We start from the raw sequence: 17,830 nt of genomic DNA on the forward strand, positions 1-17,830 counted from the left end.
ATAAGTTACAATTGACAATTATTGACAGGTGCATCACCCTCCCCATCTTACGACGGGGAGGGTTTTTTATATGAATATGCCTATTTTGGCGCCTGCAGCGGTACTGGTGCTGTGGTCCGTTTTCATGATGTATTGGCTCATGGCGGCGCGGCTTCCAGCGATGGCGAAAATCGGTGTGGATCTTGGCAAAGCTGCGCCCGGCGGGCGGGGACAAGACATTGATCCCAATTTACCGCCGCCCGTGGCTTGGAAATCCCACAATTATGCGCATCTTATGGAACAGCCCACGGTATTTTATGCCGCAGTTATAATCTTGGCGGTATCGGGCGGCGCAAGTGAGATGTCTGTGTATCTGGCGTGGGGTTACGCGATTTTGCGGGTGATCCACAGTGTCTGGCAATCGACGGTCAATATCGTCAGCGTCCGTTTTGTTTTGTTTGTGTTGTCATCATTGTGCCTGACGGTTTTGGCCGTTCAGGCCGTTCTTGCGACAATTTAAGGGGAGAGTTAATATGAATAGTGCAATTTTAGGACCAGTCGTCGCGCTGGCGGCATGGACCATGATTATCTGGATATGGATGTATGCCACGCGCATACCCGCCATGAACCGCGCAGGGATTGACGGGTCGAAGATTGTTGGTTCTTCCGCCGGTGCCTTACGCGATGCGCTGGCTGCCAAGGGTGAAGAAAAAGCCTCATGGGTTGCAGACAATTACAACCACTTACACGAAGCGCCTACGGTGTTTTATGCGGTGTGTTTGACACTTGCCATGGTTGGCCAGGGCGACAATCTGAATGCAACGATCGCTTGGGTATATGTCGGCCTTCGTGTCGCACATAGCTTGGTACAAATTTTGTCGAACCGTGTTCTCATTCGGTTTGGACTGTTTGCATTGTCGTCATTGGCACTCATGATGCTCGTCGCACATGCCGTAATGGCGGTGCTTCTTCACTAACGGCTGAAATGCCCAACCAGCTCGATATGGGTTGACCAGCGGAATTGCCCAACAGGCCAAATCCGCTGCAACCTGTATCCAGCGGCCACCAATGTTTTTGCATCCCGCGCAAAGCTCGCCGGATTACAGCTGACATAGGCAATCGACGGAACCGTGGAAGCGGCAAGGTTCGCCACCTGCTCCTTTGCGCCAGCGCGCGGCGGATCTAGCACGACGGTCTGGAACCGGTTCAATTCCTCAGGCGACAGCGGCCGGCGGAACAGGTCACGATGCTCGGCAAATATAGTGCGGCCCGAACGACCCGCGGCGGCCTTGAGCGCTAAGCTGGCCTGAAGATCGGCCTCACCTGCATAAATCTTACGTCCAGCGCCCATCGACAGCGCAAATGTCCCTGACCCCGCAAACAAATCCGCGACGATCGTGTCGTCGCCGATAATGTCATTTACGGCCTGCACCAAAGCCGCCTCACCATCCACAGTCGCCTGCAGGAAACCATAAGGCTGGTACCCCACAGCAACGCCGCCCAGTGTGACGGTAACAGGTTCTGGCTCATAAAATGGAACGGGTCCGTAGCCTTCATCCAGCGACAAGCGGGCAAGGCCATAGGTTTTCGCAAATTCCGACAAAGTCTCATGCGTATCGAGATCGTTGGCGATCCAGTTTTCAATCAACACGTCCACGCCTTGATCGACCATCGCCAATTTGATCTGAACCTGACGCGCACGGTTAAGCCGAGGCTCAAGCAGGCTGCGCAGCGGCTTCAGCAATGCGAATAGCTCCGGCACCACGACGTCACATTGCCGCAAGTCTATGATACGGTGGCTTTTCTCGGTGCTGAAGCCCAGTTGAAACTGTTTCCCTGCCCATGCCGAACGCACTGCAATGCGCCGGCGTGTGGCGGGTGGAGACAGATGCACGGGCATGACCTCGCCGATGTCTACCTGCTGCGTCGCCAGCGCATGCGTGACGCGCTCTGCTACAAACAAACGCAGGCTGTCTTCGTCGAGATGCTGCAACTGGCATCCGCCGCATAATGGGAAGTGCTGGCACGGCGGCGTTGCGTGGTGCGGTCCGTGGATCAAACCGCCTGCGGGGTCGACGATGTCGCCCGGCGCGGCGTGCGCCACATAGCGTCCATTTGCGGTTACGCCGTCGCCGCGCGCTGCGACCCTGATAATCTCTTCTGTGATGCTCATAGCGCCCCATGCCCTTGAAGGCGCGCGCAATCAACCGGCGTCTTTGCTTGCGCCTTTTTCCGCTGCAATTTGCCCGGTCGGGGCCGCAATATCTCCGCCGCAGCCAGCTAGGCTGACGAGTAGCAAAGTTACCGCCGCATATTTAGATATCGGCGTAGACATGCGTTTCGGCGCTGCCACCGGGATGCGTGACTGCGCCTTTATAGGCAGGCCCAACATTTTGAGCATAGCGCCATATTGCGCCCGACCCATAATCGGTGGCGCGTGGCGTCCAATGCTTCCGCCGTTCTTCAAGGACTTCGGAGGGCACGTTGAGGTCGATAACGCCGGTTTCGGCATCGATCATGATCTCATCGCCATCTTCAATCAAAGCGATTGGTCCGCCTTCGGCTGCTTCGGGGCCGACATGGCCAATGCAGAAGCCGCGGGTCGCGCCAGAGAAGCGTCCATCGGTAATGAGCGCAACCTTCTCGCCCATGCCTTGCCCATATAGAGCCGCCGTCGTTGAGAGCATTTCGCGCATGCCGGGGCCGCCCTTTGGCCCTTCATAACGGATGACGATGACCGAACCTTCGCGGATTTCGCGTGCTTCAACCGCGGCAAAGCAATCTTCTTCGCAGTCAAAAACCTGTGCAGGGCCGGTAAAGGTCAGACGGTCCATACCCGCGACCTTCACGATTGCGCCATCGGGTGCCAATGTGCCGCGAAGGCCAACGACGCCACCGGTCGGCGTTATTGGCGCCGTTGCTGGATAAATCACCTTCTGGTTCGGGTTCCATGTGATTTCTTCGATATTCTCGCCCAGCGTCTTGCCGGTCACGGTCATGCAGTCGCCGTAAAGAAGCCCCTCAGCCAGCAACGACTTCATCAGCATATACACGCCGCCCGCATCGTACATATCGCGCGCGACAAACTGTCCACCCGGCTGCAAATCGGCCATATAAGGTGTTGTTTTGAACGCCTCGGCAACGTCGAACAGATCAAACGAAATACCAGCCTCATGTGCCATGGCCGGCAAATGCAGCGCACCATTGGTTGAACCACCGGTAGCGGCAACAATTCTTGCTGCATTTACAAATGCTTCGCGGGTGCAGATGTCACGCGGTCTAATGTTTTTCGCGAGCAAGTCCATCACTTGGACGCCAGCGGCATGGGCAATTTGGTCACGTGTCGAATAAGGCGCAGGCGCCATGTTGCTGTTTGGAAGCGAAAGGCCAATCGCCTCGCCCACGCATGCCATGGTGTTCGCGGTATATTGACCGCCACAGGCACCGTGCCCCGGGCATGCAACGCGCTCAAGTTCTTCAACCTCCGACAACGGACACGCGCCCGCCGCATATTTGCCAACGATTTCAAAGACGTCCTTAACGGTCACGTCCTTTTCATGATAGCGACCGGGGAGAATGGAGCCGCCATAGACAAAGATGGATGGCACGTTCAGCCGCAGCATCGCCATCATGATCCCGGGCAGTGACTTGTCGCAACCTGCAAAGCCAACCAGCGCATCGTAGCAGTGGCCACGCACCGAAAGCTCAACCGAATCCGCAATAACCTCGCGGCTCACGAGCGAGGACTTCATGCCCTGATGCCCCATGGCGATACCATCGGTCACTGTGATGGTGTTGAACCGGCGCGGCATGCCGCCGCCCTGCTCCACGCCCTTACGCGCGATGTCCGCTTGCGCGTCCAATGTGGTGTTGCATGGCGCACTGTCATTGCCTGCCGACACGACGCCGACAAATGGGCGTGCAATTTCCTCAGCGGTCAAACCCATCGCGTAATAATAGCTGCGGTGTGGTGCGCGTTCCGGGCCAACAGAAACATGGCGGCTGGGCAATTTGGATTTGTCGAATTGGTTTGGCATGATGGTCTCCATTATCGCCGCGGCCTTTACGCGTTTTTATGTGGTTAAGCCAAGCTGTTCCGAAACAAAATGGCACATTCCCGACAAAATATGTGCAAATCTTGCTTGGCCAGCAGCATCGCCGACCAAATCCTGTCGCATTTCAATCCCGATATAGGGAATGTCATTGGCCTCTGCATGCCGGTTCATCGTCGCGTTTAGCAATTTGCCCGAATAAGGAAGCTGATCACCGACGTTAAGGCCGGAATTCTGTAAGAACGGGATAGCCATTTTCGATGCCGCTTCGTGCGCATTGTACAGGACACCAACATCCCATGGACGCGCTTCATCTGGCCGTGTTTTCAATGCGGGTGTGAAGCTATGCAGCGACAATATGAGCGCTGGCCGGCACTCCCGCAAAAGCGTTTCTAGCCGGTCATGATAGGGTCGGTGATATCGCGCGATGCGATCCGCGCGCTGCGCTTGGTCCAAATCATTGCCCGCAATGTGACGTCCATCGCTTTCGCTCGGGATAGCGCCTGCTTCGTCCTCTTCGCGGTTCAAGTCGACGACCAGACGGGAATAACGTCCAAGGAACGCGGCAAAACGCGCGTCTTGCGTCAAAATATGCGCGACCGGATCAACGCCAATGTCCCATGCAATATGGGCATTGAGGTTATCCGCGTCCAATCCCAACGCGACATCGTCAGGAACCGCATTTGAAGCGTGGTCGCCAATAATCAGGATGCCCCCAATTTTGGGTTCGCCCAATATCCGGAAAGGATCCACCATCATCGCAGCTTGGTTCCCATCGACCACCAACGTGGATCCAGATGCGCTTTGGCAGCTTCCAAATCCTTAGCCGCATTAAAAAGCGCGAAGCAGGTCGCGCCGGACCCCGACATGCGAACCATGGCCGGGTTGGCGCGCGCAAGCGCGTTCAAAATGTCTGTAATGGCGGGACAGATGGCCGCAGCGATGGGTTCAAGGTCGTTTCGTCCCGATAGCGTCGCTTGCCAGATGTCGTCCCGCGCCACTGGCCCCCTGTCCTCGCCGTCCCATGCTTTGAAAATGGCGGCTGTCGATACCGACTGAAGCGGGTTGACCAGCAACAGGTGCGGCGCAGACACATTGCTGTCATCGCGCAATATAAGCGCGGTTCCGGTTCCGCTGCCAAAACTTGTGCGGCTAAAAACGCAGGCGGGAATGTCCGCGCCAAGCGGCGCCAATATATCGGCAAGTTCCTGCTCGCTGGCCTGAATATCCCACAGCCGGTTCAACAACCGTGCCGCTGCCGCAGCGTCGGCCGAGCCGCCGCCGATACCCGATGCTATTGGCAGGTTTTTTGTCAGACGGATGGATGCGCCGTTGGTGATGGAAAAATGCGCGCGAAGACGGTTCGCGGTTTGCATCACCAGATTATCGTCACCGACGGAAAGTCCGCTGCCAAAGGGGCCGTCGATCGTGAGGTGGAGCGTATCAGCAAGCAATGCCTGCAACTGATCGCCATGCCGCGCAAAGGCGAACAGGGTTTCAATGTCATGATAGCCGTCTTCGCGGCGCCGACGCACGTGCAACGCAAGGTTGATCTTGGCATAGGCGGTCTCGGTATCCGCTGGCATCACTTTTCCGCCCCAATGACGCCCGGCAGGCCTGCTTCCAACTTTGATGATATGCGCAAAGCGACCGCGGCAGCCGCCGAGATCTGCGCGCTATTCCACGCATGTCGCGCGTCGCGCCTGCGTCCCGCCCGCCAATATGCATCGCCCAGATGCTCAAAAATCGTCGCATCAGCATTTTCAATCGACGCGGCTTTTTCCAACATGGTTACGGCGTCATCATATTTGCCGCTTTGAAACAAAGCCCAGCCGAGCGAATCCGCATAAGCCGATGATGTTGGTTCTGCATCATATGCACGCCGCACAAATGCCTGCGCCGTGGCAACGTCCTCACCCCGTTCCAGCATGGAATAACCCAGATAATTCAGCGCGCTCGCATTGGTCGGGTCTAAAGTGATCGCGTTTTGAAGCGCCTGTTTTGCTTCATCCCATTGGCCATTTTTATCCAACGCACTGGCGAGCATCACATGAAATGAGGCGCGGCTTTGGGGTGCCTGACGTTTGAAGTCATCCAAGTCCATTGCGCGCCCATATTGGGCGATAGCCTCTGCCAGACGTCCATTTTGCTGCAACATTTGGCCAAGGAATGTTGCGCGCGCAGCCGAATTCGCATTCTGATCGTAGCTGAGGCGCGCCAGTTCAACTGCGCCATCATTGTCACCCATATCGCGTAACAACGCCGCCTTTGCGAAAACGGCGCGTGTCCAATACGGCGAAGCTGGCGGAATTTTATCCAAAAGTGCAACCGCGTCACGGCCGCCAGATAATTCGCCCAACGCATGTGCCGTGGTGATGACGGCAGGAGGATATTCCGGCGCGGTCCATAGGGCCAACCGTGCAAGTGCAAGGCCTGGTTCCGGCACATCCTGTTCAATCAGCGACGTTGCGATCCGCACATATAGTGCCGCAAGCCCGATATTGGGGCTGATATTCTTTGCCGCTGCGTCAGCGCCGCTAAACGGGCCAGCGAACTCGGAACCCATCGTGCCCCCAAGCATTGCATTGGCAAAAGCGGTATCGCCTCTATGCGCTAAAACGGGGGCGGCGCTAATGAAGAGATCGCGCATGGCATCGCCGCCAACCGAGACCATGTTCCGCAATCCCAATTTTGCTTTGGCATTTTGGCCCGTGGCGAGATCAAGATACACGATCTGGTCCACAGCGTAGAAATTGAAAAACGAGTCCGCATTTCCCTCTTTAAGGGTCAAGTCATGCGTGCCCGTCTTCGCGACGGATACCCAAGCGCGCAATATGGGCGCCATAAAGCCAAAATTGCTGCGGGCTTCCAATTCGTCGGCCGCCAACAAAGCCATGGACCAGCGACGCTTTTGAAAGGCGTCGGTGAACAGGATCAACGGCCCCTCGGGCGGAACGTCGTTTTTCAGTTCCTGAACGCGAATGGATTTCAGCGCTGCGGCAAAGTCACCTTGCCGCACCGCATTTTGGTAGACCCGCTTCGCCAATGTCTCGCTGTCCGAAGATTGTTCAAACAGTTTGAGATATCCCGCCAACGCATCGCCGTGACGCGTGTCATACTCTGCCGCACGCGCATTCGCATAGGCGGTGACGCCGTCGTCAACGGAGGCATAAGCTGGCGCCGCGCATAAAAATAGTGCGGCGGTCAGCTTACATATTGGGGTAATTCGGCCCACCGCCACCCTCCGGCGTCACCCAATTGATATTCTGATTTGGGTCTTTGATGTCGCAGGTTTTGCAATGTACGCAGTTTTGGGCGTTGATCTGATAACGTGGGTCTTTACCCTCTTCCTCGATCCATTCATAGACGCCTGCGGGGCAATAGCGCGTTGATGGACCGGCGAATTCCATGAACTCGCTGTTCTTTTGCAGGTCCATATCCTTGACCTGCAAATGGATGGGCTGATCTTCTGCATGGTTGGTGTTCGACAGGAATACCGACGACAGCCGGTCAAAGCTGAACACGCCATCTGGCTTTGGATAATCGATCCGCTCGCCTGCATTCTTCTTTTTCAGCGCCTTGTGATCGGGGTGATGCTTCATCGTGAAAGGCATGCGGATGCCAAAGTTTTCGAGCCACATATTCACGCCCGCAAGGGCATAGCCCAAGACATTTCCATATTTTTCCACCAGCGGCAGCACGTTGCGCACCATGTGCAGTTCTTTGGAAACCCAGCTATTGTCATAACCGGTCTGGTAAGCGGTCAACTCGTCATGTTCGCGGCCCGCAGCCAGTGCTTCCACAACGGCATCTGCTGCCAACATGCCGGACTTCATCGCGGTATGCGTGCCCTTAATCCGTGGCACGTTTACGAAGCCTGCTGAACAACCAATTAACGCGCCGCCCGCGAATGCCAATTTCGGCACCGACTGCCAGCCACCATCGCTAATCGCGCGCGCGCCATAGGAAACGCGCTTGCCACCGGCCAAAATCTTCTTGACCTCAGGATGCGTTTTCCAGCGCTGCAGTTCTTCGAAGGGTGACAGATAGGGGTTGGAATAGTTCAACCAAACCACAAAGCCCAAGGCGACTTGGTTGTTCGCTTGATGGTACAGGAATGCGCCACCATTTGCGTCGGTCAACGGCCAGCCTTGGCTGTGAATGACGCGGCCTGCCGAATGTTGTTCAGCCGGAATATCCCACAATTCTTTCAAACCAATGCCGTAAACCTGTGGCTCGCAATCCTTGTCCAATCCGAACTGCGGCTTAATTAATTTGGTCAGATGCCCACGCACACCTTCGGCAAAGAAGGTATATTTCGCATGCAGCTCCATGCCGCGCATATAATCATCTTTGTGGCTGCCATCGCGCGCGACGCCCATGTCGCCTGTCGCCACGCCCTTAACCGAGCCGTCCGCATTATACAGAATTTCTGCAGCCGAAAATCCGGGGAAGATTTCAACGCCCAGATTTTCCGCCTGCCCCGCAAGCCAGCGGCACAGGTTGCCAAGCGAGCCTGTGTAGGTCCCTTTATTGTGCATGAAACCGGGCGTCAGGAAATGCGGCATGTTAAACTTGCCGGTCTTGGTCATTATCCAATGCTGGTTGTCGTTCACGGGCGTATCGGCCAATGGGCAGCCCATATTGCGCCAATCCGGCAGCAGCTCGTCAAGCGCCTTTGGATCTATGACAGCGCCGGATAAAATATGCGCGCCAACCTCAGAACCTTTTTCCAATATGCAAACGCTGGTGTCGGGTGACTGCTGTTTAATGCGTATCGCAGCGGATAAACCTGCTGGCCCCGCACCAACAATAACAACATCATATGGCATCGACTCGCGTTCACTCATTGCCTTTATCCTTTACCCGGCATGTAAATCAGGCCATCCGAATTTTCGGACAGCTCGTGGAAATTGCCATGCCAAGCAATTGACCCTGTCGTCAACAAGTGACTTAAGGGATTTATGGGGGATCGTGCAGAAACTGCAGCCTTGGCGGCTGTTGAATCACTAACTGGTTGGTGGACACTGGCCGGTGTGGATTCTGCCGTGGGTGATGAAACCGTCAACTGGCTGACCGCCGATGAAGTGACGGATCCTGCAAAACCGGCTGTTACCGCCAATAACAGTGCCGCCAATGTCCCTGTTGCACCGCAAGTTCCGTCTATTCCATGGCCCAGTGATATTGCGACCTTGCGGCAGATGGTCCGCGACGGCGCGCCGCTTCCTGGCAACGACCTCGGTCCAGTTCATATTCCCCCAATTGGCCCGGAAAACAGCGCGATTGTCATCATTTCGGATTTGCCCGATTTGGCAGATGCCGATGAAGCGACTGCGGGAACGTCTGCGGCGCACATTTTGCTTGAACGTATGTTGGCGGCGATTGGTATCAACATATCGGACTGCTACCGGACGTGGCTTGCAACCACCGTGCCGGCGACGGGGGAGCTTCCCTATCATATTCTGCCGGAATTGGGCCATTATATGCGCCATCAACTCGGCCTGATTAAACCCACATCGGTGATTTTACTCGGTTCATTCGCCTGCAAGGCTCTTTTAGACGCCGATCTTATGAACGCCCGCGCAGAATTACGGAATGTTAACGATGACGGCCGCAATATCGCCGCATTGACGACATTCCATCCGCGTACGCTCATTGCGCGGCCTGCCATGAAGGCACAGGCGTGGAGAGATTTGCAGATGTTTGCAAAAAGGGACGCCTTGTGAGCGCCAAAAACGCACATAGCGCAAACATACGCGGCAGCAGAATGCGCGCGCTTAGGTGGCTTGGCCCACTTTTGGCGCTGTCTCCGGTGGCTGCTGCACATGCAAATACCAGCGAGGGCTTTCGTGCGATCGTTTCTACGCAACTTGCTCCATCGGTTTTGGATGCCAAGGAAAAGGCCGTTTTTTCCGCAATTTACGACGCAATTCGAAACCAGAAATGGGATGACGCTGCACGGTTAATCGATGAAGCGCCGCAAGGGCCCATGGCCGCCATGGCGCGCGCCGAATTATATCTTGCCCCCGACAGCCCAAAGGTGGAGGTCGCGCAATTGCACGATCTTTTGCAGTCGGCACCCTATCTGCCGCAAGCGGAACAGCTTGCAACAATGGCGCGCAAGCGTGGCGCAGAAATTCTGCCTGAGCGCCCGGGCATCCGCCGTTTCTCATGGCTTGGTGGTGCGCCAAAGCGCGATTTGCCCGCAAACGCGGCGAGCGATAACATTCGCAGCGAGCTTCAGCAGTTCATCAAAAACGACCAGTCCTTGGCCGCAGAACAATATCTCAAAACCAAGGTCGAAGAGCTTTCACCCGAAGCATTAACCGAGCTTCAATACCGCGTCGCATGGTCCTATTATATCGAAAATGACGACCAGTCTGCTAAGCGTGTGGCCTTGCTGGCGCGCACGGCTGGTGGCGAATGGGGCACACAGGCGGCATGGGTGCATGGTTTGGCGTCGTGGCGGTTGGGTGAATATGCCGAGGCTTATGAGGCATTTGATGTCGTCTCACGCCTCGCTGCCAATGACGATCTGAAGGCAGCAGGTCTATTTTGGGGCGCGCGCGCGGCGATGGCAGCGAAATATCCACAATTTGTGCAGCCAAAAATGCAAAAAGCGGCGCAGCTGCCCGAAACCTTTTATGGCCTATTGGCGAGCGAAGCGCTCGGCATGGAGCCCATCGCCCGCCGGGCGGCCAAGGTCGTAAAGCTTGATTGGGCCAGCCTGAAAGATCAGCAGAATGCAATCCTTGCGGTCGGTTTAGCCGAAATTGACGAAACGAAACTTGCAGATGAAGCATTGCGCCATCAAGCGCGCATCGGCGACGCGCGGCAGCATACAAATTTGGCGCAGCTGGCCGGATCGCTGAACCTAGCCTCAACGCAGTTTTGGTTGGGTCATTATGGACCCACACGCAACCAAAGCAACGCCATGGCGCGCTATCCCATGCCGAATTGGGAGCCCCTCGGCGGCTGGCGGGTAACGCCGGCACTTGTCTATGCGCACACGTTACAAGAATCCAACTTCCGCACAGACGTGGTCAGCCCAGCGGGCGCACGTGGGCTTATGCAGGTGCGGCCGGGAACAGCACAGGATATGGCGCGGGCGCGCGGCGCATCGTTTGCGGCGTCGCAGCTGGATCGTCCTTCGATCAATCTCGAATATGGGCAATCCTATCTCGAAAAATTGCGCGATTTGCCCGCCACGGGTGGCCTGCTGCCGAAGGTAATTGCGGCCTATAATGCAGGCCCCGTTCCGCTTGCGCGGTGGAACAGCGAAATTCGCGACAATGGCGATCCGCTGCTTTTCATTGAATCCATCCCTTATTGGGAAACGCGCGGATATGTCGCGATTATCCTGCGCAACTATTGGATCTACGAGATGCGGGCAAACAAGGCGTCGGGCAGCTTGAAAGGGCTCGCCCAATATATGTGGCCGAAATTTCCGGACGCCAATGGCACCGTAACCGCGCGTCGCGTCACAGGAGGCTCAATTGCCGCTCGATAACAACATGGCTTTCAAACCAGTCAATATTGCCCTTCTGACGGTATCCGACACCCGTGGACCGGATGATGACACCAGCGGCGATTTACTGGCTGAACGCATCAGGGCGGCGGGGCATAAGATCATCGAACGCGCAATTTTGCGTGACGATACAGCGTTGATTACCGCCCGCCTGCACAATTGGATCGATGACGAAAATATCGACGTTGTCATATCCACGGGCGGAACAGGGCTCACCGGACGCGATGTGACGCCGGAGGCACTGGATCGCGTTAAGACCAAGGATATTCCAGGGTTTGGCGAGCTATTTCGTTGGCTAAGCTTCGCGAGCATTGGCACATCGACGATACAATCACGCGCCTGCGCGGTGCTGGCACGCGGTACATATATCTTTGCACTGCCCGGCTCAAACGGCGCGGTGAAGGATGGATGGGACCAGATTTTGGTCCATCAGCTGGATAACCGGCACCGCCCCTGCAATTTTGTAGAGCTTATGCCGCGCCTGTCCGAGAGGTAAACGCGCAGGTTGCTGCCGTTCATGATGCTAATTCACTGAACGCATATTTGTTCTTTATATGTTCTCATTCTTGTGGCATCATTTGCCTATGGAGAATGCAGTCGAACGCAATGCCACAAAGGGACGCGGGGCGCCCACAAACGCGGTGCCAACGCGATTTAACCTCAATAGCCGTGTTGCCGACGGAGACTGGCTGGACGCGCGCGAGGCGTTAGATGGCGGGAAGCCTCCGCTTAAGACGACGGTGACCGAGGAGTTTGCCAAATCCATACTCTCGTTCAACAATTCTCCCGACGTCCCTTTTGACCGCTCGGTAAACGCGTATCGCGGTTGCGAGCATGGCTGCGTGTATTGCTTTGCACGGCCAACGCACGCCTATCATGACCTGTCGCCGGGGCTGGATTTCGAAAGCCGTCTTTTTGCCAAGCCAAACGCCGCGGATATCTTGCGCAAAACGATCGCTAAGCCCGGATATCGGCCAGCGCCCATCGCGATTGGAACCAATACAGACCCATATCAGCCGATTGAGCGGACCTATCGCATTACGCGTTCGATCTTGGCGCTGATGGTCGAAACATCACATCCCATCGTCATCACAACAAAATCCGCGCGCGTAGTTGATGATATCGACCTGCTAAGCCAGCTAGCATCAAAGCAACTGACGGGTGTTACGATATCTGTAACTTCGCTCGATGCAAAACTCGCGCGGACATTGGAACCCAGAGCGTCATCGCCAATGACCCGGCTTGCGGCAGTGCGTAAACTGTCAGACGCGGGCATCTATGTGCATGTGAATATTGCGCCGATTATTCCGGCGGTAACTGATCATGAGATTGAGGCAATCGCCGCGGCAGCAGTAGAACATGGCGCAACGAGCATCAGTTCGATACCCATCCGCCTTCCGCATGAAGTCGCGCCATTGTTCCGCGATTGGCTTGATGTTCATTTCCCCGACCGCGCGGCGAAGGTCATGAATATCATTCGCGATATGCGCGGCGGCAAAGACAATGATGCCGAATTTTTCTCAAGGATGACGGGCCATGGCCCTTGGGCCGAGCTGATCCGCACCCGTATGCAAATCGCGCGAAAGAAACATGGCTTGGACGGTTCCAAATGGAATGTCAGAACCGACCTGTTCGTTCCGCCAAATATGAATGGGCAGCTGAGCCTGTTTTGAAAATATCAGCTGCTCGGCTGCCCCTAATATTGGGGTCAATCCTCTAGAACAAAATCCTTGAACTGCTGGCGCAGCGCGACCTTCTGGATCTTGCCCGTGCCGGTGTGCGGAAGCTCGTCAACGAAAAGCACCCGGTCTGGCATCCACCACTTTACGATCCGTTCGGCGAGATATGCTTTCACTATGGCTTCATCCACCTCAGCGCCGGGTTTCTTAACGGCAATCAGCACAGGGCGTTCATCCCATTTGGGATGCGGAATGCCAATCGCGCCGGCCTCCGCAATTCCGGGACAGCCAACGGCGATGTTTTCCAACTCAACCGAGCTAATCCACTCCCCGCCCGACTTGATAACATCCTTGACGCGGTCGGTGATCTGCATCGTACCATCGGGATGCAGAACGGAAACGTCGCCGGTGTCAAACCACTGGTCGCCATCGACCGTATCAGCTTCAGCCTTAAAATAACGTTTGATGACCCAAGGTCCGCGTATCTGAAGCGCGCCCGATGTCACGCCGTCGCGCGGGGCGACATTGCCATCCTTATCAATGACACGCAATTCGACGCCAAATGGCGTTCGGCCCTGCTTACACACAACGTCTATTTGCTCGTCGAGGGTTAGTTCATCCCAATTCGGCGTGGGCGCGCCCATTGTGCCAATAGGTGACGTTTCGGTCATGCCCCATGCGTGCGATACGCGGACATTTGCCTTCATCAGGCGTTCAATCATCGCGCGCGGCGCAGCGGAACCACCGATAGTAACAAGGCGCAACTTGCCGAGCGACGCATCGCGTCCGGCGGCAGCCTCTGCATCCAAATGCGCAAACATGGCGAGCCAAACGGTCGGCACACCCGCGCTATGCGTGACGCCTTCTTTCAGCATCAGCCCGTGCAAGGTCGCCGCATCATTGGTGGTTGAAAAGACGAATTTAACGCCCGCCGCGGCCCCTGCAAATGGCAAGCCCCAGCTCGCCGCATGGAACATCGGCACGATGGGCAACAAAGCGGCCTGCGGGCTGAGATCGAATATGCTCGGCGCGATTTCCGCCATTGCGTGCAACATCGTCGAACGGTGCTGATACAAAACGCCTTTGGGATTACCTGTCGTACCGCTGGTATAGCAGAGCATACATGGGTCCCGCTCGTCGCCGGTCACCCATTCATAATTGCCGTCCTGGCCGTTGATCAACGCGCCATAGCTATCGTCGCGGTCAAACACGATATAATGTTCAACGGTTTTCAGATGTGGCTTTATCCGGTCGATAATGGGCTGGAACATGGCATCATACATCAACACCTTATCTTCGGCGTGGTTCATGATGTAGATCAGGTCTTCGTCAAAAAGCCGGACGTTGACGGTATGAATGACGCCGCCAAAACCAATGGCCCCATACCAAGTGGCAAGGTGCCGATGGTGGTTCATGGCAAAGGTTGCGATCCGGTCCCCTTTTTGCAGGCCAAAGCCAGCAAAGGCTTGCGACAGCTTGCGGGCTTCGGTCGCGACACCCGCCCAATTGGTCCGCGCTACAGTGCCGTCGGCCCAACGGGTGACGATTTCGCGCGTGCCATGCTCTCGCGCTGCATAATCGATTAAATGGGTTACCCGAAGATCCCAATCCTGCATCGTACCGTACATCCAAGCTCTCTCCCTCATCTGACGTCGCCAATATTCTTGGCGTATATTTCGGTGTATATTCGCGATCAATGCACCAATGCTAGGCTCGGCCCAATCGGTGAAAGTTCAACATTATCGATACCTTCAATGCCCTTTACTTGGTCCAGCAAAGACGCGTCTATACGGTATTTGCGGCCCAGTACGATCTGCACCCATTGGCCATCGGAAGACCGCGTTTTGATAATGAGTTCGCTCCGCCCGCCTTGCAGCGGTTCAACCATCTCGGCCAAACGTGTAATGGCGGTTTCTTGCGACACATCCAGCTGCATTTTGAGCCGCGATACGCTCGTTAGCCCGCTGAGCGCCTTTGCGCTTTTGACGGTGAAGCTTGGCACTTCGTCCCCTGCCCGCATATCCATTTCACAATGCAGCAAAAGGCATTCTGCGTCCTTCGCCCATTCCGCCAGTTGACTGCCCACGGCCTCATCAAAGCAGCGCACGGAAAACTGCCCGCTCATGTCGGAGAAATCGGCAATCATGAAGCGTTTACCCTTGCGGGATTCACGCCAGCGCACGCCTTCAATGAGCGCAGACATCGTGGCGGCGCGACGCACGCCCTCGGGGATTGGGCCGCTCTCCAGCCACACCGCATAAGGTTTTGCGCCATGGCTCGCCGCCAGCGCATCATATTGCGAACATGGGTGGGCCGAGAAATAAAAGCCAAAGGCGTCTTTCTCTTGGTTCATCTGCTCGCCGGGCGCCCATGATAGCCGGCCATCAATCCGCAAGGCCGCCATGTTGGACCCGCCCTCGCCAAACAGTCCGCCCTGCCCGCTTTCACGGGAATCGCGGGCAGATTGCGCTGCGGCCAACAGCGTTTCTGCAGCGCCATGCACGGCAGCGCGATTAGGCTCCAGCGCATCAAATGCGCCTGCAGCAGCCAGATTTTCGAGGCTGCGCCGGTTTATCTGGCTAGGGTCAACACGATTGGCGAAATCATCCAGGCTTTTGAAACGCCCCGCCGCGCTCCGTTCCGCTACAAGCACTTCCATGGCGCGTTCGCCGACATTCTTAATGCCCCCCAGTGCATATCGGACGGCATGTTCGCCATGGGCATTGGTCTCAACGGTAAACTCGGCCCCGCTTTGGTTAATGTCGGGCGGATGGCACACGACCTCTAAGCGGCGCATGTCATCCATGAATATCGCAAGCTTGTCGGTCTGATGCATGTCGAAACACATGGACGCGGCGAAAAACTCTTCAGGATGATGGGTTTTCATCCATGCTGTTTGATATGCAAGCACGGCGTAGGCCGCAGCGTGGCTCTTGTTGAAGCCATATCCAGCAAATTTATCGATCAAATCGAACAGCTCATTTGCCCGGTTCGGTGGAATGGCATGGGTAGCGCAGCCGGTAACAAAACGTTCGCGCTGCGCGTCCATTTCGGCCTGAATCTTCTTACCCATCGCACGGCGGAGCAAATCTGCTTCACCAAGGCTGTATCCCGCCAATATCTGGGCGGCCTGCATAACCTGTTCCTGATAGACGAAGATGCCGTATGTTTCGTTCAATACCGGCTCAAGCAGCGCGTGCGGATATTCGATGCTCTCCTCGCCATTTTTGCGTCGACCGAACATCGGGATATTGTCCATTGGGCCCGGGCGGTAGAGCGACACGAGCGCGATAATATCGCCGAAATTGGTGGGCTTAACCGCAGCAAGCGTCCGCCGCATACCTTCGGATTCCAGCTGGAACACTCCGACAGTGTCGCCGCGCTGCAGCAATGCATACACCGCCGGGTCATCATGCGGCAAAAGCCCAAGATCAATGTCTACCCCGCGCTTCGCCAACATCTGTGTCGCTTTTTGCAGAACGGAAAGCGTCTTCAAACCCAGAAAGTCGAACTTAACAAGGCCCGCACTTTCGACATATTTCATGTCGAATTGCGTAACAGGCATGTCCGAACGCGGATCACGGTAAAGGGGTGCCAATTCGGACAATTCACGGTCGCCTATCACAACACCGGCCGCGTGCGTTGAACTGTGGCGTGGCAAGCCCTCAAGCTTCATGGCAAGATCAAACAAACGCTTCACTTGCGCGTCGCGGCGATATTCCTCACGCAATTCGGCTACACCCGCCAATGCGCGCTGCAAATCCCACGGATCAGCGGGAAGATTTGGCACCTGCTTGCACAGCCGGTCCACTTGGCCGTAACTCATTTGCAGAACGCGCCCGGTATCGCGCAGTACAGCGCGCGCTTTCAATTTTCCGAAGGTTATGATCTGCGCGACTTGGCGTGTGCCATATTTTTTCTGTACATAACGAATGACCTCTCCGCGCCGCGTTTCGCAGAAGTCGATATCGAAATCCGGCATGGAAACGCGGTCGGGGTTCAAGAAGCGTTCGAACAGCAAACCAAGCTTGATGGGATCAAGGTCCGTAATGGTCAGCACCCACGCAACGAGCGAACCCGCGCCTGAACCACGGCCGGGGCCCACCGCAATGTCTTGCTCCTTTGCCCATTTGATGAAGTCCGCAACGATCAAGAAATATCCGGAAAAGCCCATCGAGCAAATGACGTCCGCTTCAAACGTCAGCCGGTCGAAATACACTTGGCGCGTTGCTTCATCGGTAATGCCTGCGGTCTCAAGACGCTGCAACAGCCCCAAACGGGCGTCTTCGCGCAACTGCGCATCCTCCGCCGTGCGATCACCTGCAAGGCTTGGCAAGATTGGGTTTCGATATGGCGCCAGCGCAGCGCAGCGCTGGGCAATAACAAGCGTGTTGGCCAGAGCCTCGGGCACATCGGCGAACAAAACGCCCATTTGCTTGCCGGTCTTGATCCATGTGTCACGGCTGCTCCGCCGCCGGTCTTGGCTTTCGACATATTCGCCATCTGAAATGCACAGCATTGCGTCATGCGCATCGAAAAAATCCGGTTCGGCAAAAAATGCGGGGTTCGTGGCGACCATTGGGATGTCGCGG

The 17,830-nt window shown here is 56.1% G+C and carries 14 protein-coding genes; 6 read left to right on the forward strand and 8 right to left on the reverse strand.

The genetic code is table 11. From position 1 onward, the window contains the following. Positions 1 to 70 precede the first annotated feature (70 nt). On the forward strand, positions 71 to 499 hold the full coding sequence (locus ACIQ0G_RS04785; RefSeq protein ID WP_333569525.1) for an MAPEG family protein: 429 nt from the start codon (positions 71 to 73) through the stop codon (positions 497 to 499). 13 nt (positions 500 to 512) lie between these two features. After that, positions 513 to 956 (forward strand): MAPEG family protein, encoded by a 444-nt coding sequence (locus tag ACIQ0G_RS04790; protein ID WP_183940699.1) that lies wholly within the window; start codon positions 513 to 515, stop codon positions 954 to 956. Here ACIQ0G_RS04790 and ACIQ0G_RS04795 read toward each other — a convergent pair. The 6 genes from ACIQ0G_RS04795 to ACIQ0G_RS04820 form a co-directional block, all read right to left on the reverse strand. Further along, positions 953 to 2,152, reverse strand: coding sequence for a class I SAM-dependent RNA methyltransferase (locus ACIQ0G_RS04795; protein WP_397576921.1), 1,200 nt, complete (start codon positions 2,150 to 2,152; stop codon positions 953 to 955). The two genes, ACIQ0G_RS04790 and ACIQ0G_RS04795, sit on opposite strands and share 4 nt — an antisense overlap. 142 nt (positions 2,153 to 2,294) lie before the next feature. Continuing rightward, positions 2,295 to 4,016, reverse strand: a complete 1,722-nt coding sequence (gene ilvD, locus ACIQ0G_RS04800) for a dihydroxy-acid dehydratase (RefSeq protein WP_397576922.1) — start codon at positions 4,014 to 4,016, stop codon at positions 2,295 to 2,297. 36 nt (positions 4,017 to 4,052) lie between these two features. Beyond that, entirely contained in the window at positions 4,053 to 4,790 is a 738-nt protein-coding gene (locus ACIQ0G_RS04805) for an N-formylglutamate amidohydrolase (RefSeq protein ID WP_397576923.1), read from the reverse strand. Beyond that, on the reverse strand, positions 4,787 to 5,617 hold the full coding sequence (locus ACIQ0G_RS04810) for a 4-(cytidine 5'-diphospho)-2-C-methyl-D-erythritol kinase (RefSeq protein ID WP_397576924.1): 831 nt from the start codon (positions 5,615 to 5,617) through the stop codon (positions 4,787 to 4,789). Before ACIQ0G_RS04810 ends, ACIQ0G_RS04805 begins: the two co-directional genes overlap by 4 nt. Continuing rightward, the gene (locus tag ACIQ0G_RS04815) at positions 5,617 to 7,266 is read right to left on the reverse strand and encodes a tetratricopeptide repeat protein (protein WP_397576925.1); all 1,650 of its coding nucleotides are present in this window, start codon (positions 7,264 to 7,266) and stop codon (positions 5,617 to 5,619) included. The genes ACIQ0G_RS04810 and ACIQ0G_RS04815 overlap by 1 nt, the downstream gene beginning before the upstream one ends. Further along, positions 7,241 to 8,881: an electron transfer flavoprotein-ubiquinone oxidoreductase gene (locus tag ACIQ0G_RS04820; protein ID WP_397576926.1), complete on the reverse strand. Its 1,641-nt coding sequence runs from the start codon at positions 8,879 to 8,881 to the stop codon at positions 7,241 to 7,243. Before ACIQ0G_RS04820 ends, ACIQ0G_RS04815 begins: the two co-directional genes overlap by 26 nt. Before the next feature lie 114 nt (positions 8,882 to 8,995). Between ACIQ0G_RS04820 and ACIQ0G_RS04825 the strand changes: the two genes are divergently transcribed. From ACIQ0G_RS04825 to ACIQ0G_RS04840, 4 genes are all read left to right on the forward strand, one after another. After that, complete coding sequence (locus ACIQ0G_RS04825) at positions 8,996 to 9,757, forward strand: uracil-DNA glycosylase family protein (protein ID WP_397576927.1); 762 nt, start codon at positions 8,996 to 8,998, stop codon at positions 9,755 to 9,757. A gap of 41 nt (positions 9,758 to 9,798) precedes the next feature. Continuing rightward, positions 9,799 to 11,541, forward strand: coding sequence for a lytic transglycosylase domain-containing protein (locus ACIQ0G_RS04830; RefSeq protein WP_397576928.1), 1,743 nt, complete (start codon positions 9,799 to 9,801; stop codon positions 11,539 to 11,541). Positions 11,542 to 11,545: 4 nt separating this feature from the next. Next, positions 11,546 to 12,055 (forward strand): molybdenum cofactor biosynthesis protein B, encoded by a 510-nt coding sequence (gene moaB, locus ACIQ0G_RS04835; RefSeq protein WP_395629345.1) that lies wholly within the window; start codon positions 11,546 to 11,548, stop codon positions 12,053 to 12,055. Between the two features lie 88 nt (positions 12,056 to 12,143). Further along, positions 12,144 to 13,232: a PA0069 family radical SAM protein gene (locus ACIQ0G_RS04840; protein WP_397576929.1), complete on the forward strand. Its 1,089-nt coding sequence runs from the start codon at positions 12,144 to 12,146 to the stop codon at positions 13,230 to 13,232. Positions 13,233 to 13,267: 35 nt separating this feature from the next. Here the strand turns inward: ACIQ0G_RS04840 and ACIQ0G_RS04845 are convergent, their stop codons facing one another. Both ACIQ0G_RS04845 and dnaE read right to left on the reverse strand, forming a co-directional pair. After that, positions 13,268 to 14,866: a long-chain fatty acid--CoA ligase gene (locus ACIQ0G_RS04845; protein ID WP_397576930.1), complete on the reverse strand. Its 1,599-nt coding sequence runs from the start codon at positions 14,864 to 14,866 to the stop codon at positions 13,268 to 13,270. A gap of 65 nt (positions 14,867 to 14,931) precedes the next feature. Beyond that, positions 14,932 to 17,830, reverse strand: a 2,899-nt coding sequence (gene dnaE, locus ACIQ0G_RS04850; RefSeq protein ID WP_397576931.1) for a DNA polymerase III subunit alpha, incomplete at its 5' end; no start/stop codon positions are given.

The organism is Sphingorhabdus sp., from assembly GCF_044354325.1.
GTDB lineage: Bacteria > Pseudomonadota > Alphaproteobacteria > Sphingomonadales > Sphingomonadaceae > Sphingorhabdus_B.